Here is a 23,999-nt window from a genome sequence, read left to right on the forward strand (position 1 = left end):
GTGGCGTGCGGTAGCTTCCGAAGTGCTGAAGTGAGCGGTGTCACAGCGCAACAGGGGTGAAGCGACGCGATGAGTGATCTGACGGCGACGACGGCGGACATCGACAGCCGTCTGGAGGGACACCGGGTCGAGCTGACCGGTTACTGCTACCGGATGCTCGGCTCGGCCTTCGAGGCGGAGGACGCGGTCCAGGACACCCTGGTCCGCGCCTGGCGCAGCTTCGACAAGTTCGAGGGGCGTTCCTCCCTGCGGTCGTGGCTGTACCGCATCGCGACCAATGTCTGCCTGGACATGCTGAACGCGGGCAACAAGCGGGCCAGGCCGGTCGACCTGTCCGGCCCGACCCCGCTCGCCCAGGCCGCGCTCAACCCGCTTCCGGAGAACACCTGGCTGGAGCCGATGCCGGACGGGCGGATCCTGCCCTCGGTCGAGGACCCGGCGGAGGCCGCCGTCGCGCGCGAGTCCGTGCGTCTGGCGTTCGTCGCCGCGCTCCAGCATCTGCCGCCGAAGCAGCGGGCGGTGCTGATCCTGCGCGAGGTGCTGGCCTGGAAGGCCGCCGAGGTCGCGGAGCTGCTGGGCACCTCGGTCGCCTCCGTCAACAGCGCCCTCCAGCGGGCACGGGCGACGCTGACCGACCGGGAGACGGTGACCGCCGACGCGGCGGACCCGCTGGACGAGGAGCAGGCGAAGCTCCTGGAGCGGTACGTGGCGGCGTTCGAGGGCTACGACATGAAGGCCCTGACCGCGCTCCTCCACGAGGACGCGATCATGACGATGCCGCCGTTCGACCTCTGGCTCCAGGGCCACGACGACATCACCGGCTTCATGACCTCGATCGGCGCGAGCTGTGCCGGTTCCCGGCTGATCGCGACGTACGCCAACGGCACCCCGGCCTTCGCGCACTACAAGCCGGACCCCGAGGGCGAGGGCTTCATCCCCTGGGCGGTCCAGGTCATCGACATCAAGGACGGTGCCATCACCGGGATGCACTGCTTCCTCGACACCCCGCGCTGGTTCCCCCTCTTCGGCTTCGCCGACCGCCTGGCGGCCGATGCCGCGTGAGGCGCGGCACGACCCGGGCCCTGGTCGCCGGCTGGGTGGTCCTCGCCGCCGCCGGCTGGACCACGGCCCAGTGGCTCGGCGAACCCACCGCGACCTCCGGCCCCGCCCCCGTCACCCCGCCCTCCTCCGCCGCCGAACCCGGCCCCCAGCCGGAGTACGACTGCGAGGAGCTGACGGCGTCCGCGCGGCGGTCGCCGGGGGTCCCGGAGACGGTGAAGCGGCCGCCGGCGGTCCCGGAGGCCTCTCCGGAGGCGACCAGCCCGTCCGCCGTTCCCTCCCCGCCGCTGCGCGTGACCCCCATCCCGGATCCGCCGGACCCGTGGAACTCGGCGGATCCCTCCGCCGGGCCGACCCCTCCCTCGGAGAAGTACGTCCCGCCGGACGGCCGGACGACCGCCCGGCTCGTTCAAGTGGTCTGCGATACGGCGGAGTTCACGACGGAGGCGGAGGAGTAGGGGCAGGGACGCGGAGCTGACGGCGGGGCGGGGGTCGGGTCCGGCACCCGGCCGGGCCGGGGCCGGCCGACGGGCCTCGGGACGGTCCCCTCTCAGCTCCCGTTCCCGTCCTCCCCCACCAGCCCCACCACGTCCTCGATCCCCACCAGATCGAGCAGCAGCCGCAGTGCGGGCGGAGCCCCGACCAGCCGCAGCCGCCGCCCGCCCGCCCTGCGGGCGACGAGCGACAGCCGCGCGACCGCCTCCACCGAGGTCAGATCCGGGTGCTCGATGCCGCCCACGTCGCAGTCCACGACCGTCGCGTCGGTGGCGGCGAGTATCGCCTCAAGACGTGCGCAGAGGCCCGGCACCCCGGCCCGGGTGATGCGGCCCGTGACGACGAGTGCCGTCGGCGGCAAGAGATCCATGCCAAGGAGACCGTCGCCGCGGGCAAAACTCATCGCGGCCGGCGCCGCGCTTCTCAGCTGACCGGGAAGACCACGGTGTCGAGGTCCGCCCCGAAGGGCTCGGGCAGCTTCAGCGTCCCTCCGTACTCGACGGAGTCCAGCACCCGGTACGTGCTCCCGGACGGCTCCCCGTACAGCGTGGCCGTCGGCCGGCCCGACTGCCAGGGGTCCAGCAGCAGGAACAACGGCACCCCCGCCTTCGCGTACCCGTGCGCCTTGCCGATCCGGTCGTGGTTGGCGTTCGCCCGTGAGGTGATCTCGACGACGAGCCGCGCCTCCTCGGCCGGGACGCGGTTGCCGGGGCCGGACGCGATGGCGCGCGGAACGACGACGAGGTCGGGGATGTAGATGCCTGCGCGGCCGGGGACGGAGACGCCCAGGGTCTGGTAGATCCCCCAGTCCTCCGGGATGACCGCGTACAGCCTGCGTTGCAGCAGTTCCGCGGTGGTGTTGTGGTCCTTGGACGGCGGTGGCGACACAGTGACGATCCCCTCGATGATCTCCACCTTGCAGCCCTCGGGCGCGTCCGTCTCCTCCCAGATCCGGACGAGGTCGTCCCACTCCTGGCCTTGGCCCGGCGCCGGGTCGACGGTGAGTGCGCTCATGGCGATCTCCTCTTGTCGGTGCGTCACCGAGTCCAGCATGCCGAACGGGACCGATGGCAGTCCACCGGTCCCGTTCACCCGTACGAGAAAACCACAGGTCAGGCGATGCGCTCCCGCACCACCGGCGTCGCCGTGAACTCCGTGCCCGCCGGGGCGATGTCGTACGCGTCGGGCAGGGCCTTCAGGGCGTAGTCGAACTTCTCCGGGGTGTCCGTGTGCAGTGTCAGCAGGGGCTGGCCGGCGGTGATCTCGTCGCCGGGCTTGGCGTGGAGTTCGATGCCGGCGCCGGCCTGGACCGGGTCCTCCTTGCGGGCGCGGCCGGCGCCGAGGCGCCAGGCGGCGACGCCGATGTCGTAGGCGTCGAGGCGGGTGAGGACGCCGGAGGACGAGGCCTTGACGACGTGCTGCTCACGGGCCACCGGGAGCGGGGCGTCGGGGTCGCCGCCCTGGGCGGAGATCATGCGGCGCCAGACGTCCATGGCGGAGCCGTCGGCGAGGGCCTTCTCGGGGTCGGCGTCCTTGAGGCCGGCCGCGTCGAGCATTTCGCGGGCGAGGGCGAGGGTGAGGTCGATGACGTCCTTGGGGCCGCCGCCGGCGAGGACCTCGACGGATTCGCGGACCTCCAGGGCGTTGCCCGCGGTGAGGCCGAGGGGGGTGGCCATGTCGGTGAGGAGGGCGACGGTGCGGACGCCGCTGTCGGTGCCGAGGGCGACCATGGTGGAGGCCAGTTCGCGGGCGTCGTCGAGGGTCTTCATGAAGGCGCCGGAGCCGACCTTGACGTCCAGGACGAGGGCGCCGGTGCCCTCGGCGATCTTCTTGGACATGATCGAGCTGGCGATGAGCGGGATCGCCTCGACGGTGCCGGTGACGTCGCGCAGCGCGTAGAGCTTCTTGTCGGCGGGGGCCAGGCCGTCGCCCGCCGCGCAGATGACGGCGCCGGTGGTGTCGAGGACGTCGAGCATCTCGGCGTTCGAGAGGTGGGCGCGCCAGCCGGGGACGGACTCCAGCTTGTCGAGGGTGCCGCCGGTGTGGCCGAGGCCGCGGCCGCTGAGCTGCGGGACGGCGGCGCCGCAGGCGGCGACCAGCGGGGCGAGCGGGAGGGTGATCTTGTCGCCGACGCCGCCGGTGGAGTGCTTGTCCGTGGTGGGGCGGGACAGGGTGTCGAAGTTCATCCGCTCGCCGGAGGCGATCATCGCGGCGGTCCAGCGGGCGATCTCCGTACGGTTCATGCCGTTCAGCAGGATCGCCATGGCCAGCGCGGACATCTGCTCGTCGGCGACCTCACCGCGGGTGTACGCGTCGATGACCCAGTCGATCTGTTCGGGGGTCAGCTCGCCTCGGTCCCGCTTGGTGCGGATGACGGAGATGGCGTCCATGGTCTGGCGTCCTTCCGGCCGGTACGTGCACACGCGTGGAGTCCTTGTGACTCTACGCGCATAGAGAGGGAAAGGGGCGCCGGGTGGGCCCGGAATCGGGGCCCACCCGGCGCGTGGTCAGCCGAGGTGCGCCGGGCCGAAGGCCTGCGGCAGCATCTCGTCGAGGGTGCGGAAGCCGTCCGGGGTCTCCAGGATCAGCTCCGGGCCGCCGAACTCGTACAGCAGCTGACGGCACCGGCCGCACGGGACCAGGATCGCGCCCGTCCCGTCCACGCAGGTGAAGTGGGTCAGCCGGCCGCCGCCGGTGGCGTGCAGCGTGGAGACCAGCCCGCATTCGGCGCAGAGCCCGATGCCGTACGAGGCGTTCTCGACGTTGCAGCCGGTGATCGTGCGGCCGTCGTCCACCCGGGCGGCGACGCCGACCGGGTAGCCGGAGTAGGGCGCGTACGCCCGGGACATGGCGTCCCGGGCCGCGGCGCGCAGGGCGTCCCAGTCGGCCCCGTCGCGGACCGGGGGCGTCACTTGCCCTGGCCCTTGCGGTAGCGCATGCCGTCCGCCTTCGGCATCCGCAGCCGCTGCGCGGAGAGCGAGAGGACGAGCAGCGTGACGATGTACGGGGTCGCGCTGACGAACTCGGTGGGCACGGTGTCCGTGGCGAGGTACCAGACCAGGACCGCGGCGGCGATCACCGCGCTGACGGCGCCCTGGACGAAGCTCTTGCGGTAGAGCTTCCAGGCGGCGATGCCGGCCAGCACCACGAACAGGAGCAGCAGCAGCGCGTGGACGGACTCGCCGCCGTTGCGCAGCTGGAGCGCGTCGGCGAAGCCGAACAGGCCCGCGCCCATGGCGAGTCCGCCGGGCCGCCAGTTGCCGAAGATCATCGCGGCGAGACCGATGTAACCGCGGCCCCCGGTCTGGCCCTCGTTGTAGATGTGCGAGGTGACCAGGGAGAGGAAGGCCCCGCCGAGTCCGGCCATGGCGCCGGAGACGACGACCGCGGCGTACTTGTACGCGTAGACGTTCACGCCGAGGGACTCGGCGGCCACCGGGTTCTCGCCGCAGGAGCGCAGCCGCAGGCCGAACGCGGTCTTCCACAGGACGAAGAAGGTGACGACGAACAGGACGACGGCCAGGATCGTCAGCAGCGAGACGTTGGTGACCAGGCCGCCGATGACGCCGGCCAGGTCGGAGACGAAGAACCAGTGGTGCTTCTCGACGCTGTGCAGCCAGTCGGAGAGGCCGGGGATCGTCACCGAGGTGATGTCGTCGGCCGGCGGGGACTGCTTCGGGGAGCCGCCCTTGGCCGCCGCCTCGCCGGCGTTGAACCAGAGCTTGGCGAAGTAGGTGGTGAAGCCGAGCGCCAGGATGTTGATGGCGATGCCGGAGATGATGTGGTCGACGCCGAAGGTGACGGTCGCGACCGCGTGCAGCAGTCCGCCGAGCGCGCCGCCGATGACGCCGGCGAGGACGCCGAGCCACGGGTTGGTCTGCCAGCCGGCCCAGGCGCCGAAGAAGGTGCCCAGGATCATCATGCCTTCGAGGCCGATGTTGACCACACCGGCGCGCTCCGACCAGAGGCCGCCGAGACCGGCGAGGCCGATCGGCACGGCCATGGCGAGCGCGGCGCTGATCTGGCCGGCCGAGGTGACGTCCTCGGCGCCGGTGATGGCGCGCACCGCGGACAGCGCGAGCAGCACGCCCGCGATGATCAGCAGCAGGACGGGGAAGGAGAGGCGGGTGCGGCCGCCCTTGCCGCCGGAGACCTTGGGGGCCGCGGGGGGCGGGGTGGAAGTCGCCGTGACGGTCACGCCGACACCTCCTGCTGGTCGGAGTTACGGGCGGCCTGTGCGGCGAGTTCCGCGCCGACCTTGCTCTGCTGGCGCTTGAGTCCGTAGCGGCGGACGACTTCGTAGGCGATGACGACGCAGAGGACGATGACGCCCTGGATGACGCCGACGATCTCCTTGTCGTAGCCCTCGAACTCCAGCTTTCCGGTGCCGCGTTCCAGGAAGCCCCACAGGAGCGCGCCGAGCGCGATGCCGATGGGGTGGTTGCGGCCGAGGAGGGCGATGGCGATGCCGGTGAAGCCGATGCCGACGGGGAAGTCGCCGCTGTACTCGTAGCTGTCGTTCAGCAGGGTCGGCATGCCGATCAGACCGGCCACGGCGCCGGAGATGAGCATCGAGGTGACGACCATCTTCTTGACGTTGACGCCGCTGGCCTCTGCGGCGGAGCCGGACTGGCCGACGGTGCGCAGATCGAAGCCGAAGCGGGTGCGCGAGAGCGTGAACCAGTACGCGATGCCGGCGACGACCGCGACCACGATGAAGCCCCAGATGGGCGACGGGGTGGTCGGGAACTCGAAGAAGTGCGAGGACTCCGGGAGCGGCTTGGTGGAGATCTTGGTGCCGGCCTCGTCGAGGTGGCCGAGCCGGTTCTGCTGGAGCAGATAGCCGATGACGGCGGTGGCGATGGCGTTCAGCATGATCGTCGAGACGACCTCGCTGACGCCCCGGGTGACCTTGAGGACACCGGCGATACCGGCCCACATGGCGCCGACGATCATCGCGGTGAGGATGATCAGCGGGATCGAGAGCGCGCCGGGCAGGGTGAGGGCGCCGCCGAGCGCCGCGGCGAAGAAGGCCGCCAGGCGGTACTGGCCGTCGACGCCGATGTTGAAGAGGTTCATCCGGAAGCCGACGGCCACCGCGAGACCCGCGAGGTAGTACGTGGTCGCCTTGTTCAGGATGTAGACCTGACTGTCCGACTTCACGCCGTAGTCGAACATGATGCCGAAGGCGCTGAAGGGCTCCTTGCCGGTGGCGGCGAGCACGAGTGCCGTCACCAGGAAGGCGACCACGATCGCGAGTACGGGGGCCGCGATCCCCAGGAGCAGGCGCTCCTTGTCGATCTTCTTCATCGGTCCTCTCCCCCGTCCCGGGGGTCGGTGTCGTCGTCCGTGGCGGCGGGGGCTCCGCCCTCCTCCGGCGCTTCGAGGTGGCCGCTGGCCGCGCCCGTCATCGCCGAGCCGAGTTCCTCGGGGGTGATGGCGGCCGGGTCGGCGTCCGCGACCAGCCGGCCGCGGTACATGACGCGCAGGGTGTCGGAGAGCCCGATCAGCTCGTCCAGGTCGGCGGAGATCAGCAGCACCGCCAGTCCCTCGCGGCGCGCCTCGCGGATCTGGTCCCAGATCTGGGCCTGGGCGCCGACGTCCACGCCCCGGGTGGGGTGGGCGGCGATCAGGAGCTTGGGGGCGTGGCTCATCTCGCGGCCGACGATCAGCTTCTGCTGGTTCCCGCCGGAGAGGGAGGCCGCGGTGACCTCGATGCCGGGGGTGCGCACGTCGTACGCGCGGACGATGCGCTCGGTGTCGGCGCGGGCGGCCTTGAGGTCGAGGAAGGCGCCCTTGCTGTTGGGGCGTTCGGTGACGTGGCCGAGGATGCGGTTCTCCCAGAGCGGGGCCTCCAGCAGCAGTCCGTGCCGGTGGCGGTCCTCGGGGATGACGGCCATGCCGTCCTCGCGGCGCCTGCGCGTGGGGATGCGGGAGATGTCCGCGCCGTCCAGGGTGAGGGTGCCCGCGTCCAGGGTCCGCATGCCCATGATGGCGTCGACGAGTTCGGACTGGCCGTTGCCCTCGACGCCCGCGATGCCGAGGACCTCGCCCTTGTGGATGGTGAAGGTGATGCCGTCGAGGACGGCCCGGACCACGCCGTCGGGGTCGGTCGCGGTGAGCCGCAGGCCGTCGACGGTGAGCATCGGGGTGTCGGTGACGGTCGACTCGCGGGTCTCCGGCGAGGGCAGCTCGCTGCCGACCATCAGCTCGGCGAGCTGCTTGGTCGTGGTGTGCTCCGGGTCGGCGGTGCCCACGGTGGTGCCGCGGCGGATGACGGTGATCTCGTCGGCCACCGACAGCACCTCGCCCAGCTTGTGCGAGATGAAGATGACGGTCAGGCCCTCGGCCTTGAGCTCGCGCAGGTTGTCGAAGAGCGCGTCGACCTCCTGCGGGACGAGGACGGCGGTCGGCTCGTCGAGGATCAGGGTGCGGGCGCCCCGGTAGAGGACCTTGAGGATCTCCACGCGCTGGCGGTCGGCGACCCCGAGGTCCTCGACCATGGCGTCCGGGCGGACGCCGAGGCCGTACGCGTCGGAGATCTCCTTGATCTTCGCGCGGGCCCGGTCGCCGATCCCGTACAGCTTCTCCGAGCCGAGGACGACGTTCTCCAGGACGGTGAGGTAGTCCGCCAGCATGAAGTGCTGGTGGACCATGCCGATGCCGCGGTCGATGGCGTCGCCGGGGTTGGAGAACACGGCCTGTTCGCCGTCCACCGCGATGGTGCCCTCGTCCGGCTTCTGCATGCCGTACAGGATCTTCATCAGTGTCGACTTGCCGGCGCCGTTCTCGCCGACGAGGGCGTGGACGGTGCCGCGGCGCACGGTGATGTCGATGTCGTGGTTGGCCACGACCCCGGGGAACCGCTTGGTGATGCCGCGGAGCTCCACGGCATGAGGACTGGTGGACGCGTTGATGGCGCACTCTCCTTGGCAGGAGCGGAGGGCGGAGGCGGTGGGACGGAGACGGGGAGGCGTGAGCGGGGGGCGGAAAAAGGTACCGCGCCCGAACCGCAGCTACGCGCGTAGCGCCACCGAATCGTTGGCCAGCTGATCACAGATGGCGGACCGGGGCCGGAGGACCCCCTGCACGGGGGTACGCGATCGGGGCCCGGAAGGGCGGCCGAAGCCACTCGTCCGGGCCCCGATCGACGGGACGGATCAGGTCGTGGTCTTGACCGTGATGGTGCCGTCGACGATCTTCTTCTTCGCCTCGTCCAGCTGGGTCTGGATGTCGCTCAGGTGGTCACCCGTGGTGGTCAGGCTGACGCCGCCCTTGGCCAGGGAGTACGTCTGGGTGCCGGTGAGCGGCTTGCCGTCCTTGACGGACTTGACCAGGTCGAAGACGCCGGTGTCGACGTTCTTGACGACCGAGGTCAGGATCGTGTCCTTGTACTTCGCCAGGGCCGGGTCCAGGGCCTGGTCGGAGTCGACGCCGATCGACCAGGCGCCCTTCTGGCCGGCGACGGCCTCGATCGAACCGGCACCCGAACCGCCCGCGGCGGCGAAGATGACGTCGACGCCCTTGTCGAGCATGCCCTTGGCGGCGGCCTTGCCCTTGTCGGGGCTGCCGAAGCCGGACAGGTCCGAACCGGTGGACAGGTACTGGATCTGCACCGTGGCCGAGGGCTTGGTGTCCTTGACGCCCTGCTGGAAACCGGCGGCGAACTTCTTGATCAGCGGAAGGTCCACACCGCCGATGAAGCCGACCTTGCCGTCCTTCGACTTGAGGGCGGCCGCGACACCGGCGAGGTACGAGCCCTGCTCCTCGGTGAAGACGATCGAGTCGACGTTCTTCGCGGCGGCGACGGAGTCGACCAGGCCGAAGCTGACCTTCGGGTAGTTCGGGGCGATCTTGTCGACCGCGTCCTTGTACGCGAAGCCGACGGCGATGACCGGGTTGTAGCCGCCCTCGGCCAGCGACTGCAGACGCTGCTCACGGTCGGCGGGGGTCTCACCGTTCTTGGCGGTGAGCTCCTTCGTCTGGGCGTCGAACTCCTTCTTGGCCTTGTCGAGGCCACGGGCGGCGGAGTCGTTGAACGAGTTGTCGCCACGGCCGCCGACGTCGTAGGCCATGCCGATCTTCATCTGGCCGTCGTCGGAGCTGCTGCTCTCGTCGGACGAGCTGCCGCACGCGGAGGCGGTGAGCGCCAGCGCCGCGGTGACGGCACAAGCAGCGGTGATCTTGGATACCCGGCGCAAGGGAAGGCTCCTTCAAACCTGACCGAAGCGCCTCTTCCGGCGCTGGTTTCGCCGCGATCGTAACGCGCGTAGATGTCAGATAAGGACCTGTACGGAAGCCGTTATCGGATCGTCGCGAACCGGGGGTGGCCTGTCCGGTTACGTATGGTTGCCGTACAGCAACGCGGAAGCGGTGAAGAGCTCCACCCCCACGGTGATCGCCTCCTCGTCGGCGTCGAAATTGCCCCGGTGCAGATCGAGCCCGCGCGTGTCGCCCGGGGTGCGGACGCCGAGACGCGCCATCGCGCCGGGCACCTGCTCCAGGTACCAGGAGAAGTCCTCCCCGCCGAGGCTCTGCTCGGTGTCCTCGATCGCATACGATCCGCGGCGGGCGGTCATCGCCCCGGCCAGCAGATCGATGGACTCCGGATCGTTGACCACCGGCGGGACGCCCCGGATGTAGTTGATCACCGTCTTGGCCCGGTGCATTCCGGCCACCTCGTCGATGGCCGCGTGCACCAGGTCGGGGGCCTCGCGCCAGGTGGCCAGGTCCAGGCAGCGGACCGTCCCCGACAGCTCGGCGTGCTGCGGGATGGCGTTGCAGACGTGCCCGGTCTCCAGCCGCCCCCAGGTCACCGCGAGCCCGGCGCGGGCGTCGACGCGGCGGGCCAGCAGCGCGGGGACCTCGACGGCCACCTTGGCGGCGGCGGTGACCAGGTCCGTGGTCAGATGCGGACGGGCGGTGTGGCCGCCGGGCCCGTCCAGCGAGACCTCCAGCCGGTCGCAGGCGGAGGTGATGGCCCCGGCCCGCAGCCCGATCCGCCCCACGTCGACCTTGGGGTCGCAGTGCACCCCGATGATCCGCCCGACGCCCTCCAGCACCCCCGCCTCGATCGCCTCCGGCGCCCCGCCCGGCAGCACCTCCTCGGCCGGCTGGAAGATCAGCCGCACCGGATGCGGCAGCAGCCCCTCCCGGTCCAGCGCGGCCAGCACCAGACCCGCGCCCAGCACCGCCGTGGTGTGCACGTCGTGCCCGCAGGCGTGCGCCCGGTCGGGCACCGTCGAGCGGTACGGCACGCCCGCCTTGGTGTCCGGGATCGGCAGCGCGTCGATGTCCGCCCGCAGGGCCAGCATCGGCCCCGTGTCCGCGCCCCGCGTCCCCACGTCGCAGATCAGCCCCGTCCCCGTGGCCAGCACCCGCGGCGCCAGCCCGGCCAGCTCCAGCCGGGCCTTGAGGGCCGCGGTGGTGCGGAACTCCTGGTTGCCCAGCTCCGGATGCATGTGCAGATCACGGCGGAAGGCGATCAGCTCGGCACGGAGCGGGTCGGACAGGGTGCCGGGCAGCACTCCGTCCACGGGCAGGTCGGTTTCGGACGCGCGGGACTTCAACTGGTTCACCCGTTGAAGGGTAGGCCCACATCCCCGTCAACTGACCACAGATCAACAAAAGTTCAGCCGCATAGAGGAACAAAAGGTGGCGTCGGAGCGTGTGGTGGCGGATGGAGGTGGGTAAACTCCTCGACTTTTCGGGCGGGGGGAGGCGGTCCGATGGCCGGCAGCCGCCCCGCCCGTCGGTCAGGCCTCGCCCGTCACCGCCATGGCTCCGCCGAGGCGGTGGGCGCCGCGGGCGGTTTCGGTGACGCCGGAGAGGAAGCCCTGGGCGCGGGGGGAGGCCGTCGCGCGGAGCCATTCGGGGGCGATGTCGCAGACGGCGACCTTGACCTCGGTGCCGGCCAGGGCGAGGGGGAGGGTGTGGACGACGGTGGAGGGGAAGCTCAGGACCGTGCGGCCGATGGGGCCGCGGCGGGCGATGAGTTCCAGGGGGAGGTCGGGGCGGACGATCTCCAGTCCGGTGGCGGCCTCCAGGGCGTGGAGCTTCTCGGTGGACTCGCGGCGGTGGGCGAAGTAGCGGGTGGCTCCGTGGGTGCGGGCCAGGGCGCCGACGGCGTCCAGGTACGGGGCGCGGTCGACGACGCCCGTCTCGACCAGGGAGGTGCCGACCAGGTCGGCGCCCTTGGTGAGCGAGGGCGGGCCGAAGCGGGAGCGGGTCCAGGAGAAGGTGTTGGGGATCAGGGTGATGCCGGGCGGCGGGACCACCGGCATCGCGGTGAAGAGTTCGACCTCGCGGGCCGCGGACGGGGTGAAGCGGCGGCGGGCGGTGGCGGTGACCGGGGCCAGCGCCAGATCGCGCGGGCCGGTGCCGCCGCGCCGGTGCCAGCGGGTGAGGCGTTCGCCGCGGGTCAGCTGGGCGACGAACTCCAGGGTGGCGGTGCCGTCGTCCACCACGGTCAGGCGGCGCGGCCGGACCAGGGTGAGCAGCAGTTGCACGTACCGCGAGAAGGGGTCGCCGATGACGATGTGGTCGGCGCTGCGGACCAGGCGGGACAGGGCGCGCAGCGACTTCAGGGGGGTTCCCGAGTCGCCGCGCGCCTCCTGCCAGCGCACGGTCATGCCCTCGTCGCGGGCCAGCTCCGCCATCCGGCGCAGCTGACCGCGCGACATCGGGTCGACCGGAGGGAGGACGACGACGGTGACGTCCGCGAGGACGCGGGCGCCGCCTCCCTCTGTGACGGCCCACTCCAGGACGTTCAGGAGCTGGACCGGGCTCTCGACGAAGGCGAGGTTCACCGGTCGGCCCGTCAGACCGCGACCGGCTCGGCGGCCTGGGCCGCCTCGGCGACGACGCCCGGGACCCGGCGGAGCTTCTTCATCGGGCCGAGCTCGGACTCGTACACCTTCTTGACGCCGTCGCCGAGCGAGGCCTCGATGGTGCGGATGTCGCGGACCAGGCGGGTCAGGCCCTGGGGCTCGACGGAGGCGGCCTGGTCGGAGCCCCACATGGCGCGGTCGAGGGTGATGTGGCGCTCGACGAAGGCGGCGCCGAGCGCGACGGCGGCGAGGGTGGTCTGCAGGCCCGTCTCGTGGCCGCTGTAGCCGATCGGGACGTTGGGGTACTCCTGCTGGAGGGTGTTGATGACCCGGAGGTTCAGCTCCTCGGCCTTGGCCGGGTACGTCGACGTGGCGTGGCAGAGCAGGATGTTGTCCGAGCCGAGGACCTCGACGGCGTGGCGGATCTGGCGCGGGGTCGACATGCCGGTGGAGAGGATCACCGTGCGGCCGGTGGCGCGCAGGGCGCGCAGCAGCTCGTCGTCGGTGAGGGAGGCGGAGGCCACCTTGTGGGCGGGGACGTCGAACTTCTCCAGGAAGGCGACGGCCTCGGTGTCCCACGGGGAGGCGAACCAGTCGATGCCGCGCTTGGCGCAGTGCTCGGAGATGGCGCGGTACTCGTCCTCGCCGAACTCGACGCGGTGGCGGTAGTCGATGTACGTCATCCGGCCCCAGGGGGTGTCGCGCTCGATGTCCCACTGGTCGCGCGGGGTGCAGATCTCCGGGGTGCGCTTCTGGAACTTGACGGCGTCGCAGCCGGCCTCGGCGGCCACGTCGATCAGCGCGAGGGCGTTGTCGAGGTCGCCGTTGTGGTTGATGCCGATCTCGCCGGTGATGTACACGGGGTGGCCGGGGCCGGCGGTGCGGGTGCCGAAGGTGCGCAGGCGGGAGGTGCTCATGGTGCGTGTCCTTACTCGGGGAGGGGGGTGTCGGTGAGGGTGGGGCCCAGGAGCCAGGCCGCGATCTCGCGGACGGCGCCGAAGCCGCCGGGGGTGGTCGTCACGGCACGCGCCGCGGCGCGTACCGAGTCGTGCGCGCTCGCCACGGCCACGGGCCAGCCGGCGAGTGCGAAGCAGGGGAGGTCGTTGACGTCGTTGCCGACGTACATGACGCGCTCGGGGGCGAGGGACTGCTCCTCGCACCACTGCTTGAGCGCGAGGTCCTTGCGGTCGATGCCGTGCAGGACGGGGATGCGGAGCTTGCGGGCGCGGGCGGCGACGACCGGGTTCTGTTCCGTGGAGAGGATCAGCAGCGGTACGCCGGCCCGGCGCAGGGCGGCGATGCCCAGTCCGTCGCCCCGGTGCACGGCGACGGTCTCGTGGCCGTCGGCGTCGATGAACACGCGGTCGTCGGTCTGGGTGCCGTCGAAGTCGAGGACGACGGCGTCGATGTCCGCGCGGGTGGGCAGCGGGGCCGGGTCCAGGAGCGGGGCGAGCGCGCGGGCGCGGGCCAGGTCGTGCGGGTCGTCGATCTCCAGGACCCGGGCGGGGTCGGTGCGCACCAGCGCGGTGTGGCCGAAGAAGCGGTGGCGGTGGGTGCGGAAGCCGGCCGCGTCCATGGCGTAGGCGGCGCCGGTCTCCAGCAGGTCCTCGGGGCGGTCCTGGCGGCGGGGGCGGACGGCCTTGTCGTGGTTGACGCCGTAGTTGTGGTCCTCGACCGCGGTGCCGTCGCGCCAGAGGAAGCCGTGGAACGGGGCGACGGTGACGGCCGTGTCGGCGCCCTCGCGGGCGACGGCGGCGGCGACGCCGTCGATGTCGTCGCGGCTGACGAAGGGGCTGGTGCACTGGACGAGGAGGACCACGTCCGCGGTCGTGCCGTGCTCGGCCTCGTAGGTGTCCAGGGCGTGCAGGACGGCGGCCTCGCTGGTCGCGGTGTCGCCGGCGATGGCCTCGGGGCGCTGGACGAGGTGGACGCGTCCGCTCTCGCCGAGGGCGTCGGCGGCGGCCCGGACCGTCTCGGCGACGGCGGGGGCGTCGGTGGTGACGACGACGTCCGTGACCTCGCTGGACGCGAGGCAGGCGCGGACGGCGCGGACGACCAGCGGCACACCGCCGACCTGGGCGAGGTTCTTGGCCGGGACGCCCTTGGATCCGCCGCGGGCGGGGATCACGGCGAGCACGGTGGGCTGCGGCATCGCTGCTCCAGAAGGTGACGTGGTGGTGGTGTTCACAGCTCGCCCATCCGCCGGATGACCGGGGCGACGCGCTGGACGCCGTGGCGGTACGCGCCCCGGGCGGCCTCGCGGACGGCGTCGCGGACCGCTCCCCTGACCCGGCCGGTGTCCTTGGGTGCGGCGGTGCCCGGCAGCGGCCGGCCGTCGGGGGCCAGGTGGTGGCGGGCGAGGATGCCGGGGAGGTAGCCGGGGGCGGTGGCGGGCGTGTAGTAGGGCGCGAGCGCGGGCAGCCGGTCGCGTGCCAGGAGGGCGGTGACCCGGGCGCGGGCGGTGTCGTAGGCGGTGGCGTAGGAGCCGTCGGCGGCGACGCCCTGGCGGGCCAGCCAGTCCGGGTCGGGCTCCGGGTGGGCGCCGCCGTCGAGGTGGTCCCAGGAGGTGAGCAGCCCGGAGCCGGTGAAGTGGTGGTTGCCGAGCACCTCGCGGACCCCGAGGTCGGTGAGGACGGCGGTGGGGATGCGGCGGTGCAGGGCTTCCAGGGCGGCGGTGGAGGAGACGGTGACCAGGAGGTCGGTGCGGTCCAGGACCTCGCCCATGTGCCCGTAGACCAGGCGGAGGTTGGGCGGGAGGCCGCCGGGGATCCGTTCGGCAAGCTTCTGGTAGGGCAGTTCCTCGATGTGCGTGGTGTGCTCGCCGGGCTTGGAGCGGAGTTTGAGCAGGACCTCGCGGCCGGGGTGCAGCCGGGCGTGCTCGACGAGCCGGCGCAGCAGGTAGGCGCGGTCCTCGCGGGTGGCGGGGACGGACGGCTGGGCGGCGAACACCACGGTGTCGCGGCCCGGTTCGGGCCGGTGGGGGGCGCCGCCGAGGAAGGGCAGCGCGGCCTCGGTGACGGCGGAGGCGTCGGCGCCCACTCCCTCGTACACCGCGCGGAAGCGGTCGGCGTCGTGGCGGGAGTTGGCGAGGACGACGTCGGCGCCGTGGCGCAGCAGCAGTCCGTCGGCGAGCTTCTCGTACACGACCCCGACGTAGCCGGTGACGACGACGGGCCGGGCGGGGGTGTCCAGCGCGGCCAGTCCGTGCAGCATCGCCTGGACGGCGCCGCCGACCAGGGCGAGGACCACCAGGTCGTAGCCCTCGTCGCGGACCGCGTGCAGGAACTCGACGGCGGTGACCTCGCGGACCCGGTCGGCGTCGATGCCGACGTCCCCGACCTCGGCGAGCTGGCGCGGCGTGGGGGTCGCCCGGCCGCGCAGCAGCAGTCCGCTGATCTCCGTGCGGGGCGCGGGGGCGCCGCCGTCGCCCGTGGTCAGCCGGCGCGCGGTGAGCGCGCCCCACTTCCAGCGGGTGTCGGAGTCGGCGAGTACGGCTACCCGGAGGGCGGTCGTCTTTTCGGTACGGGAGGGCACGTCCCAGAACTTAGGAAGCGATTCGGATTCGCAGCCCAACGTGACAGCAACAACGGGTTAACAGACCACCGACGCTTGGCCAACCGGCCCGGCGCGTCCCCTTTTCCTCCGAGCGGGCCGATCCGGTTCATCAGGTCGACATTCTTCGTTCACCTGTTGTCCCTGTCAGGGCCAGGGCAAATAACGGACCCCGGCCTAGCGTGTGGCGCGTGGTTAAGCTCTCCGTCATCGTGCCGTTCTACAACGTACGGGCCTATGCCCCCGACACCCTGAGAAGTCTGCGGGCCAATGCCCGTGACGATTTCGAGTTCGTCTTCGTCGACGACTGCTCGACGGACGGGACGCTGGACATCCTCCGGCGCGCCGAACGCGAGATCCCGGGTGCCGTCCTCGTCACGCACGAGAAGAACGGGGGGCTGGCCACCGCGCGCAATACGGGGATCGACGCGGCGCGCGGCGAGTACCTCACCTTCCTCGACGGCGACGACTGGGTCGTGCCCGGCCACTACGAGCGGCTGCTGGCCGCGATCACCGCCCTGGGCTGCGATTTCGTCCGTACGGACCATGTGCAGTTCACGGACCGGGTGCGCACGGTCCACCGCGTTCCGCACGGGCTGCGCGACACGGTGCTGCGCCCGCGCGACGTGATCCTGCCGTCGGACCGGTCGACGCCGGTGGACTACGCGTACGCGTGGGCCGGGGCGTACCACCGCAGGCTCGCGGACTCGGGACTGCTCCGGTTCCGGGACGGGCTGCGGACGGCGGAGGACCGGCCGTGGATCTGGCGGCTGCACCGCGAGGCGGATTCCTTCGCGGCGGTCGGGCTGCCCGGGGTCTTCTACCGGCGCGGTGTCGCGTCCTCGCTCACGCAGATCGGCGATGTGCGGCAGCTCGATTTCATCCGGGCCTTCGACCAGGTTCTGGAGGAAACCGCGCGGGATCCGGAGGCGAAGGCGCTGATGCCGAAAGCGGTACGCACGTATTGCGCGGTCATGGCGCATCATCTGGAATCCATCGAAAGGTTCGAACCGGCAGTGGCACGGAAATTGCGTTCCATGAGCGCGGCCTCTCTGCGGCGCATGCCGCAGGATGTTCTCGCCGACACCCTGGACGCGCTCGGGGACCGCCGCGCGGCCCAGTTGCGCCGGGTCCGCCGCCGTTCCGTCTCGCGGGAGGTCGCGGCCTGATGTCCGGTACGCACACGGCACCGGCCGGCCGGTCCACCACCCAGATCTTCTCGGCGTGCACGACGTACGCCGCCGCCACGCTCGTCGCGTCCCTGCGCGCCGGCCAGTTCGGCCCGCGCTCCGCGCACCGGCGCATCCTCGTCGTCAGCGACACCTCCCCCTCCCCCGAACTGGGCACGCCGCTGCACGAGCGCCCCGGATTCGAGGTCCTGGCGGGCGAGTTCGACACGGTGCGGTCCTGGAACGACTTCATCCGCCCCTTCCACCCGGCCGGCTGGTCCCCCCGGGAGCAGGACGCCTCCCTCTGGGAGCGGGCCGTCCGCCAGGAGTGGGAGCTGGGCGACGAACCGGTGGAGCTGGCCTGCGAGTCCATCCAGGCCAACCCCGCCCAGGCCCTCGCGACCGTCTTCGGCGACAGCCCGGTCCACATCTACGCCGACGGGCTGATGAGCTACGGCCCGACCCGCAGCAAGCTCGACCAGCTGCTCGGCACCCGCATCCGCCGCCTGCTCCACCTCGACCTGGTCCCGGGCCTGCGCCCGCTGCTCCTCACGGAGTTCGGCGTGGAGGCGGAGATCGTCCCGACGGACACGTTCCTGAAGGTGCTGGGAGAACTGGCGGGGTCCGTACCCGACTTCGGCGTGCCCGCCGGCGACTTCGGCCCCGCCCTGCTGCTCGGCCAGTACCTCTCCACGCTGGGCATCCTCACTCCCCAGGAGGAGGAGGACCTGCACGCCCGGATGCTGCGCGGGGCGGTCGCCCTCGGCCACACCCGGATCGTGTTCAAGCCGCACCCCAGCGCCCCGGCCCAGTGGGCCCAGTCCCTGGAGGCGGAGGCGGACCGGCTCGGCGCCGAACTGACCGTCCTCGACACCCCGGTCCTCGCCGAGACCCTGTTCGAGACGGCACGCCCCGCCCTGGTCGTCGGCTGCTTCTCCACCGCCCTGCTGACCGCCGCCTCCTTCTACAACCTCCCGGTCGCCCGCGTCGGCACCGCCCCCCTCCTGGAACGGCTCACCCCGTACCAGAACAGCAACCGCATCCCCCTGACCATCGTCGACGCCCTCCTCCCCGACCTGGAGGACCCGGCCGCCGTCACCGCCTGGTCCCTCCCCTCCCCCGAGCAGATCGCGGGCGAGCCCACCGGCCTCCTCGCCGCCGTCGGCTACGCCATGCAGCCCCAGATCCAGGCCGCCCTGCGCCCCGACGCCGAGCGCTATCTCCGCGTGCACCGCGACCACCTCTGGCGGTACTTCAAGCGACGCCGGCTGACCGCGCTGGGCCTGCCGGGGGCGATCCCCGCCCAGCTCGCCTTCATCCCGCGCAACGCCACGGTCCGCCGCCTCGCCCGCAGGGCCCGGACGCTGCGGAGGGCGGCGGCGGGGTGAGCCGGGGGCGGCGGGGTCAGCCGTCTCCCAGCGTCCGCACCATCACCGCGTACGACGGGGAGTCGTCGGAGGGCTTCGCCTCGTCCCGCTTCTCGTAGCCCCAGCGCTCGTACAGGGCCTGGACCCTGGGGTGCGCGGAGTCGACCAAGAGGGTCACGTAGTCGACCTCGACCGCCTGGACCAGGGCGTCGTGGATGCGCTGCGCGCGGCCGGTGCCCTGCCACCGGGGAAGGACCATCAGCTCGGACAGGGCGAAGATCCGGCCGCGTACGCCCTTGGGCCGGTCCGATCCCTTCCACCAGCCGCCGGGCTTGAACCTCGATCCGTACGCGTAACCGACCGGGTCACCGTCCTCCCATCCCGAAACGCACCGCCAGTCCTCGCGCCCCGACCACAGGTCGACGAAGTACGAGAAGCGTTCGCGTGAGTGGAAGGGGTCCGGATCGTGCGCGTAGACCTCGTCGTGGATGTCGAGGAGCAGGGTGCGGGTGGTCGGTGCGTCGGCGTGGGTGTGGGTTCTCAGGTCCATCGGCGTGACTCCTCGATCCAGCTCACGACCTGGGGCGCCTTCGTGCCCGTGGTCTCGACCATGCGGCGTGCGACGGCGAGTGTCTTCGTGGTGCGCTGCGACCCGGACGCCGGCGGAAGCATCGCGTACGCCCTCCGTCCGGTCGCGGCGGCCAGTTCCGCCTCGCCCTGCCGTGCCTGGGCGAGGGACAGGTGCGCGGTGTAGAGCGCCTTGTTCCGGACCATGCCGTCGGGGATCGCGGCGAGGGTGCGGTGAAGACATGCCTCGGCCTGTTCGTGCGCCCCGAGCGCGGTCCAGACATAGGACGACAGGGCGTCGAATTCGGCCCGGTCGTAGAACGAGATCCATGCGCCGTCCTGTGCGCCGACGGCTCGTCCGAACGCCTTCTCCGCGAGGTCCAGCGCCCGCAGGGACTCCGTGTGCTGGCACAGCCGCGCCAAGGCGTTGGCGTGCCGCATGTGACCCAGCGACGCGTACAGCGGGTCACGCCGGGCAATCGACGAGCCCTTCATCACTTCGGCGCCGGCTGCTGCCTCGGCGTGGTTCTCGCGCTGGCTGGAGGTGAGCATCAGGTCATCCCAGACGCGGTACATGGCCTCCCCGTCGCGTGCGAGGCCCGCCAGCGGAAGGGCCCTGCCGAGGTGGGAGGAGGCCCGCTGCGGAGCACGGGCGTCCATGGCGGCAAAGGCCGCGAGGCACGTGGCGGCCGAGGCGAGCCCGTACATCCGGCGCCGGACGCGGTCGGTGGCACTGCCCGTGGCGAGCGACGATGTGACGCGGGCGGCGAGCTCGACGGCGCTGTTCTCGACGTGCCGCGCTCCGCCGAGGCGCGAGTCGTCACCCAGCAGTTCGACGTACTCCAGGCGAAAGCGGCCGGCGTCGGACTGTCCGAGGCGCATACGGCGTGACGGTGTGGTCGCGGCGACGGCGGATCCGGTCGCTGCGACAAGGAAGGTGCGACGGTGCACGGGGTCCTCCACCTGTGCGGCGGTGCGTGGTCGGGCAAAGCCCAGGTCCGTCACGGGGCAGCCGAACACTGCCTCAAGCGCGGCGCACGTGCGGCCGATCGGCCTGCGGGTGCTCCCGTTGAGAAGGTTGCGCACCGTGCGGGCGGACACGTCGCCGGGCCTTCCTCCGAGGTCTTCGATGGCGGCGTTCATCCGGTATGCCAATTCGTCCTGCGTCAGGCCGAGTTCGATCATCCGGCCCCTCAGGATGACGTTCACTCCCATGCGGCAGAACGTAACCGGGCGGGCACGGCCCGCACCAGCGGCCCGGTCAAGCGGACGCAAAGTCTTCCGGTCGGCCGCGAACGACCCGAGCGCAACCCTTCCTGTCCGCCAACGGCTGACGGCCGTTGACTGGGCACACGCCCCGGGGGTCGAAGGACTCTCCGGCGGCTCCCCCGAGGCAGCGGGCCGCAGCGCTTTCCGAGCGGCGGCCCGCTGCCGCCCCCGTACGAGAGGAGCAACCGCATGAGGACCTCCGAAACGCCGCGCAGCAGTCCCGGCACCGGGAGCCGCGGGCGGGCGCAGCCGGAGCCCGTGCCCGGTCCGCCGAGCCGGGCCCTGCGCATGCGGGCGGCACGCGGCTGGGTGCGGTTCATGCGCCGCGCCGAGGCCGAGACCGAGGAGCAGCGGGAGACCGGGACATGAACACGGTCGGCACCGACGGCTACGAGGACCACCCGCTGCTGCATCGCAAGGTCCGCGACATCGTGAGCCGGGGCGAGGGTGAACTGACGGCCGTCGTCCACGAACTGCACTCCGGCGGGAACACCGTCCGCGTCGCCCATATCCGGCCCGAGAGCGGCATCGAGTGGACGACCCACGCGGACAACATCCAGGCCACCCCGTGATCTCTTCGCGCCGCTTACCCATTACGTGAAGGAGTTCCGCCATGCCCCTCCTGCATGAAGTAGACCGCACGAACGCCATCGCCCTGCTGAACCAACTCGTCGCCGTCGGCGTCGACTTCAAGCTGGGCGACCAGGTGACCCGCGAGAAGCTCACTCCGGCCGAGATCCGTGATCTGCTCGTCATCGAACTGCCCGAGCGGCCGTCGGGTCTCGACGCGGTCGTGCGGGAGCTGGTGGAGACGGTACTGCCGATGTGCAACAACGAGGCGTCTCCCCGGTTCCTCGGCTTCGGACACACCGGTGCGGACGTTGCCGCGCTCGCCGGCGGTCTGGTGGCCCTGTTCGCCCAGCAGAACCTCATCAACCAGTCCTTCGCCGCCCCGTCGGCGACCTTCACCGAGATCGCCGTCATCCGGTGGCTGCGCGACCTGCTCGGCTACACCAACCCGGCCGTCGCCGAGGTGAAAACGGTGTGGGACGTCGGCGGCGTCACCACCTACGGCGGCACCGGCTCCAACACCACCGCCATGATGCTGGCCCGCGAGAACATCTCCCCCGGCACCATGCACCAGGGCGTCACCGACGCCGGCCGCATGCATATCGTCGTCCCTGCCGGGATCGGTCACTACAGCGTGAAGAGCGCACTGGAGTGGATCGGCTGCGGGGACAGGGTCATCGAGGTCCCCACCCGCGACTACCGCTACGACCCCAAGGCTCTGGAGCGCACGCTGCGGGAGCGTCAGGGCGAGATCATGGCCGTGGTCGCCTACACGGGCGACAGCCGCACGCACACGGTGGAGAACCTCCGTGCGGTCCACGACATCACCCGTGCCTCCGACGCCCGCGTCTGGCTCCACGCGGATGCCTGTTGGGGCCTGATGTGCGCGTTCGCCCCCGAGCTCACGCCCAAGCTCGACGGGATCGAGGACTTCGACTCCGTCACCGTCGATCCCCACAAGGTCATGGACATCCCCTACGCGATGTCCGCGCTCCTCGTACGCGACCCGGCGGCACTCCGGCTGGTCTCCTCCTACTCGGACCTGATCATGCAGGAGGACTTCGCCTTCGGGCAGGTCACCCCGTTCATCGGCACCAAGGAGTGGTCCTCGGTCAAGCTCTGGGCCATGATGCGCGCCCACGGCCGCCGAGGACTCACCGATCTCATGCGCCGCCGCCTGATCACCACGCGTACCTTCACCGGCCTGGTCGACGACAACCCGCACCTGCTGCGGCTCAACGACCCCGACATGACGGCCGTCGTGTTCCTGTACCTGCCCACCGGCCACGACCCCCAGCGCCCCGACGTCGACCGGATCAACAGCGTCAACAAGCGCATCCACGCCCGCCTCCTGGAGGAAGGGCGCTGGCACTTCCACCAGTTCTCCCTCCCTGACGACACCGGCCGCGTCAACCAGGGCGCGACACTGCACCCGCTGCGCTTCATGGGCAACAACCAGCGCATCACCGAGAGCCACATGCGCGACGCCCTCGCCTACGTCACCGGCCTCGGCCACGCCTTGGAACAGCAGTGACCACCACTCTGTTCTCCAAGGCCGCCGCCCTGCACCCGACCGCCGACGGCTACGCGCTCGCGTACGGCTCCCACGCCACCGGCCCGGGACCGACGAGCGACCTCGACCTCCTCTACACCGGCAGCCGGCCTCTGCGCGGCGACCGGCTCTCCCGACTGACCGACAGCGTGATGCAGCTCCACAACGCTCACGGACTGACGATCGACGAAGAAGTCGGCTACGCCACCAAGCTCTACGCCACCACACACGAGATCGAACACGCCGGCCTCCTCGGTGGCTTCTACGGCGTCACCGACTACGCCACCCCCGTAGACAACCCGCAGGCACTCAACTCGCAGGCGTTCAAACTGCGGCTGATCCTCAACGCCCTGACTACCCCGCACGTGTTCCTCACCGGTGACGTGCACACCTACCGGCGCCACATCGAGCAAGCCGAACGCGGCTGCGCCCTGCTCGCCCTGCGCATCACCGGTACGACCAGGCTCACCATCGCCGACGCGGCCGGCGCCCTACTGTCGTCTCCCCGGGGACTCGTCGGCAAGCACTACCTCGGCTACCGCGACACACCTCATCTCCACGCGGTCCTTCGTCGGGGCCTGTACCACCTCGCCCACGAGCGCCTGGTCGGCATCACGCACGACACGATCACCTGGAGACCGACGTGACCACCCGCATCTGGAACGACCTCCCGCTCACGCTCCGCCGCCGCATCGCCGACCGACTCGGCGGCATCGGTCCGGCCGAGCCCGTCGCAGGCGGCTTCACTCCCGGCGTCCGCGTACGGATGCCCCAGGCCGACGAGCGCGCGGCCTTCGTCAAGGCCATCCCCGCCGGGGACCCGGCAGCCTCCATGTACCGCACGGAGGGAGTCATCAACCGTTACCTGCCCGCCGGGGCGGGGCCACGGCTGCTCTGCGCACTCGAAGAGGACGGGTGGATCGTCCTGTCCTTCGACTATGCCGAGGGACGCAACCCTGACCTCTCCCCCGGCTCACCGGATCTGACGCCCGTCCTCGACTCGGTGGCCGCGCTCCAGGCCCCCCTCACGCCCTGCCCGTATCCCGACGCGCCGGACTTCATCCACCACCCCGTTGTCGAACGCGCGGCGGCACATCACGAGGCGATGCGCGGGAACACGCTCCTGCATTGCGACATCAGGTCCGACAATCTCCTGATCGGCGACACCGTCCTCTTCGTCGACTGGGCCCTCGCCCATCGCGGCGCGGCCTGGCTCGACATCGCCCTGCTGATCCCCCAGCTCATCCTCGCCGGGCACACCCCCGAGGAAGCGGAGGGGCACGCCGCTCGGATTCCCGCCTACCAAGACGTCCCCACAGCGGCGGTCTCGGCCTTCGCTTCGTCGGTCACGGCCTACTGGGAACTGCGTGCCCAGGAGGGCGGACCCGAGCTGCGGAAGTACCGTGCGCGGGCCATGAACGCCGGACGCGCGTGGACGGCATACCGCAGCCAGTAGTGGGACGAGCCGTTCCAGCCCCTTCACCGCCCGGCTCCTGATCGACCGGCGCGGCTCCCGCGCCCGGAGGATCGAAGGCACCCCGCCCGCATCCGTGCGGCCGAGCGTCCCGCG

The 23,999-nt window shown here is 71.5% G+C and carries 24 protein-coding genes; 9 read left to right on the forward strand and 15 right to left on the reverse strand.

The genetic code is table 11. From position 1 onward, the window contains the following. Positions 1–69: 69 nt before the first annotated feature. Positions 70–1,062, forward strand: coding sequence for a sigma-70 family RNA polymerase sigma factor (locus tag ACZ4FH_RS17595; protein ID WP_467305584.1), 993 nt, complete (start codon positions 70–72; stop codon positions 1,060–1,062). Then, positions 1,059–1,517: a hypothetical protein gene (locus ACZ4FH_RS17600; RefSeq protein ID WP_467305586.1), complete on the forward strand. Its 459-nt coding sequence runs from the start codon at positions 1,059–1,061 to the stop codon at positions 1,515–1,517. Before ACZ4FH_RS17595 ends, ACZ4FH_RS17600 begins: the two co-directional genes overlap by 4 nt. A gap of 92 nt (positions 1,518–1,609) precedes the next feature. Here the strand turns inward: ACZ4FH_RS17600 and ACZ4FH_RS17605 are convergent, their stop codons facing one another. The 13 genes from ACZ4FH_RS17605 to ACZ4FH_RS17665 form a co-directional block, all read right to left on the reverse strand. Further along, a complete protein-coding gene (locus ACZ4FH_RS17605; protein ID WP_467305587.1) occupies positions 1,610–1,924 on the reverse strand; it encodes an STAS domain-containing protein in 315 nt (104 codons plus the stop codon). Positions 1,925–1,977: 53 nt separating this feature from the next. Beyond that, on the reverse strand, positions 1,978–2,568 hold the full coding sequence (locus ACZ4FH_RS17610; RefSeq protein WP_467305588.1) for a Uma2 family endonuclease: 591 nt from the start codon (positions 2,566–2,568) through the stop codon (positions 1,978–1,980). 98 nt (positions 2,569–2,666) lie between these two features. Continuing rightward, positions 2,667–3,944: a thymidine phosphorylase gene (locus ACZ4FH_RS17615; protein WP_467305590.1), complete on the reverse strand. Its 1,278-nt coding sequence runs from the start codon at positions 3,942–3,944 to the stop codon at positions 2,667–2,669. 117 nt (positions 3,945–4,061) lie between these two features. Next, the gene (locus ACZ4FH_RS17620; RefSeq protein ID WP_467305592.1) at positions 4,062–4,466 is read right to left on the reverse strand and encodes a cytidine deaminase; all 405 of its coding nucleotides are present in this window, start codon (positions 4,464–4,466) and stop codon (positions 4,062–4,064) included. Next, on the reverse strand, positions 4,463–5,752 hold the full coding sequence (locus ACZ4FH_RS17625) for an ABC transporter permease (RefSeq protein ID WP_467305593.1): 1,290 nt from the start codon (positions 5,750–5,752) through the stop codon (positions 4,463–4,465). The genes ACZ4FH_RS17620 and ACZ4FH_RS17625 overlap by 4 nt, the downstream gene beginning before the upstream one ends. Further along, positions 5,749–6,864 carry an ABC transporter permease gene (locus ACZ4FH_RS17630; RefSeq protein ID WP_467305594.1) on the reverse strand — a complete coding sequence of 372 codons (1,116 nt, stop codon included), beginning with the start codon at positions 6,862–6,864 and terminating at the stop codon, positions 5,749–5,751. Before ACZ4FH_RS17630 ends, ACZ4FH_RS17625 begins: the two co-directional genes overlap by 4 nt. Beyond that, positions 6,861–8,444 (reverse strand): ABC transporter ATP-binding protein, encoded by a 1,584-nt coding sequence (locus ACZ4FH_RS17635; protein WP_467305596.1) that lies wholly within the window; start codon positions 8,442–8,444, stop codon positions 6,861–6,863. The genes ACZ4FH_RS17630 and ACZ4FH_RS17635 overlap by 4 nt, the downstream gene beginning before the upstream one ends. A gap of 270 nt (positions 8,445–8,714) precedes the next feature. Beyond that, the gene (locus ACZ4FH_RS17640) at positions 8,715–9,755 is read right to left on the reverse strand and encodes a BMP family lipoprotein (protein WP_383639614.1); all 1,041 of its coding nucleotides are present in this window, start codon (positions 9,753–9,755) and stop codon (positions 8,715–8,717) included. Between the two features lie 138 nt (positions 9,756–9,893). Beyond that, positions 9,894–11,123: an amidohydrolase gene (locus ACZ4FH_RS17645; RefSeq protein ID WP_467305798.1), complete on the reverse strand. Its 1,230-nt coding sequence runs from the start codon at positions 11,121–11,123 to the stop codon at positions 9,894–9,896. Between the two features lie 186 nt (positions 11,124–11,309). Further along, entirely contained in the window at positions 11,310–12,362 is a 1,053-nt protein-coding gene (locus tag ACZ4FH_RS17650; protein WP_467305598.1) for a hypothetical protein, read from the reverse strand. Between the two features lie 11 nt (positions 12,363–12,373). Further along, positions 12,374–13,300 (reverse strand): N-acetylneuraminate synthase family protein, encoded by a 927-nt coding sequence (locus ACZ4FH_RS17655; protein WP_467305600.1) that lies wholly within the window; start codon positions 13,298–13,300, stop codon positions 12,374–12,376. 11 nt (positions 13,301–13,311) lie between these two features. Beyond that, positions 13,312–14,535 carry a cytidylyltransferase domain-containing protein gene (locus tag ACZ4FH_RS17660; protein WP_467305601.1) on the reverse strand — a complete coding sequence of 408 codons (1,224 nt, stop codon included), beginning with the start codon at positions 14,533–14,535 and terminating at the stop codon, positions 13,312–13,314. Between the two features lie 32 nt (positions 14,536–14,567). Next, positions 14,568–15,917, reverse strand: a complete 1,350-nt coding sequence (locus ACZ4FH_RS17665; RefSeq protein WP_467305603.1) for a DUF6716 putative glycosyltransferase — start codon at positions 15,915–15,917, stop codon at positions 14,568–14,570. Positions 15,918–16,126: 209 nt separating this feature from the next. Between ACZ4FH_RS17665 and ACZ4FH_RS17670 the strand changes: the two genes are divergently transcribed. After that, positions 16,127–17,104, forward strand: a complete 978-nt coding sequence (locus ACZ4FH_RS17670) for a glycosyltransferase family 2 protein (RefSeq protein WP_467305605.1) — start codon at positions 16,127–16,129, stop codon at positions 17,102–17,104. Further along, entirely contained in the window at positions 17,104–18,492 is a 1,389-nt protein-coding gene (locus ACZ4FH_RS17675; RefSeq protein WP_467305607.1) for a polysialyltransferase family glycosyltransferase, read from the forward strand. Before ACZ4FH_RS17670 ends, ACZ4FH_RS17675 begins: the two co-directional genes overlap by 1 nt. A 16-nt stretch (positions 18,493–18,508) precedes the next feature. Here the strand turns inward: ACZ4FH_RS17675 and ACZ4FH_RS17680 are convergent, their stop codons facing one another. Together ACZ4FH_RS17680 and ACZ4FH_RS17685 are read right to left on the reverse strand one after the other, a co-directional pair. Continuing rightward, on the reverse strand, positions 18,509–19,021 hold the full coding sequence (locus ACZ4FH_RS17680; RefSeq protein WP_467305609.1) for a GNAT family N-acetyltransferase: 513 nt from the start codon (positions 19,019–19,021) through the stop codon (positions 18,509–18,511). Next, the gene (locus ACZ4FH_RS17685; protein WP_467305611.1) at positions 19,012–20,253 is read right to left on the reverse strand and encodes an XRE family transcriptional regulator; all 1,242 of its coding nucleotides are present in this window, start codon (positions 20,251–20,253) and stop codon (positions 19,012–19,014) included. The genes ACZ4FH_RS17680 and ACZ4FH_RS17685 overlap by 10 nt, the downstream gene beginning before the upstream one ends. 243 nt (positions 20,254–20,496) lie before the next feature. Here ACZ4FH_RS17685 and ACZ4FH_RS17690 point away from each other — a divergent pair, with 243 nt between their 5' ends. Genes ACZ4FH_RS17690 through ACZ4FH_RS17710 form a run of 5 tightly spaced genes read left to right on the forward strand, consistent with a single transcriptional unit; the run spans position 20,497 to position 23,885 of the window. Next, positions 20,497–20,676, forward strand: coding sequence for a hypothetical protein (locus tag ACZ4FH_RS17690; RefSeq protein ID WP_467305612.1), 180 nt, complete (start codon positions 20,497–20,499; stop codon positions 20,674–20,676). Beyond that, positions 20,673–20,879 (forward strand): hypothetical protein, encoded by a 207-nt coding sequence (locus ACZ4FH_RS17695; RefSeq protein ID WP_467305614.1) that lies wholly within the window; start codon positions 20,673–20,675, stop codon positions 20,877–20,879. The genes ACZ4FH_RS17690 and ACZ4FH_RS17695 overlap by 4 nt, the downstream gene beginning before the upstream one ends. Positions 20,880–20,920: 41 nt before the next feature. Continuing rightward, complete coding sequence (locus ACZ4FH_RS17700; protein WP_467305615.1) at positions 20,921–22,411, forward strand: pyridoxal phosphate-dependent decarboxylase family protein; 1,491 nt, start codon at positions 20,921–20,923, stop codon at positions 22,409–22,411. Continuing rightward, complete coding sequence (locus tag ACZ4FH_RS17705) at positions 22,408–23,076, forward strand: hypothetical protein (RefSeq protein ID WP_467305617.1); 669 nt, start codon at positions 22,408–22,410, stop codon at positions 23,074–23,076. The genes ACZ4FH_RS17700 and ACZ4FH_RS17705 overlap by 4 nt, the downstream gene beginning before the upstream one ends. Beyond that, complete coding sequence (locus tag ACZ4FH_RS17710) at positions 23,073–23,885, forward strand: phosphotransferase (protein WP_467305619.1); 813 nt, start codon at positions 23,073–23,075, stop codon at positions 23,883–23,885. Before ACZ4FH_RS17705 ends, ACZ4FH_RS17710 begins: the two co-directional genes overlap by 4 nt. The last annotated feature ends 114 nt before the right edge of the window (positions 23,886–23,999 follow it).

The sequence above is a fragment of the Streptomyces sp. NPDC024555 genome (assembly GCF_055559335.1).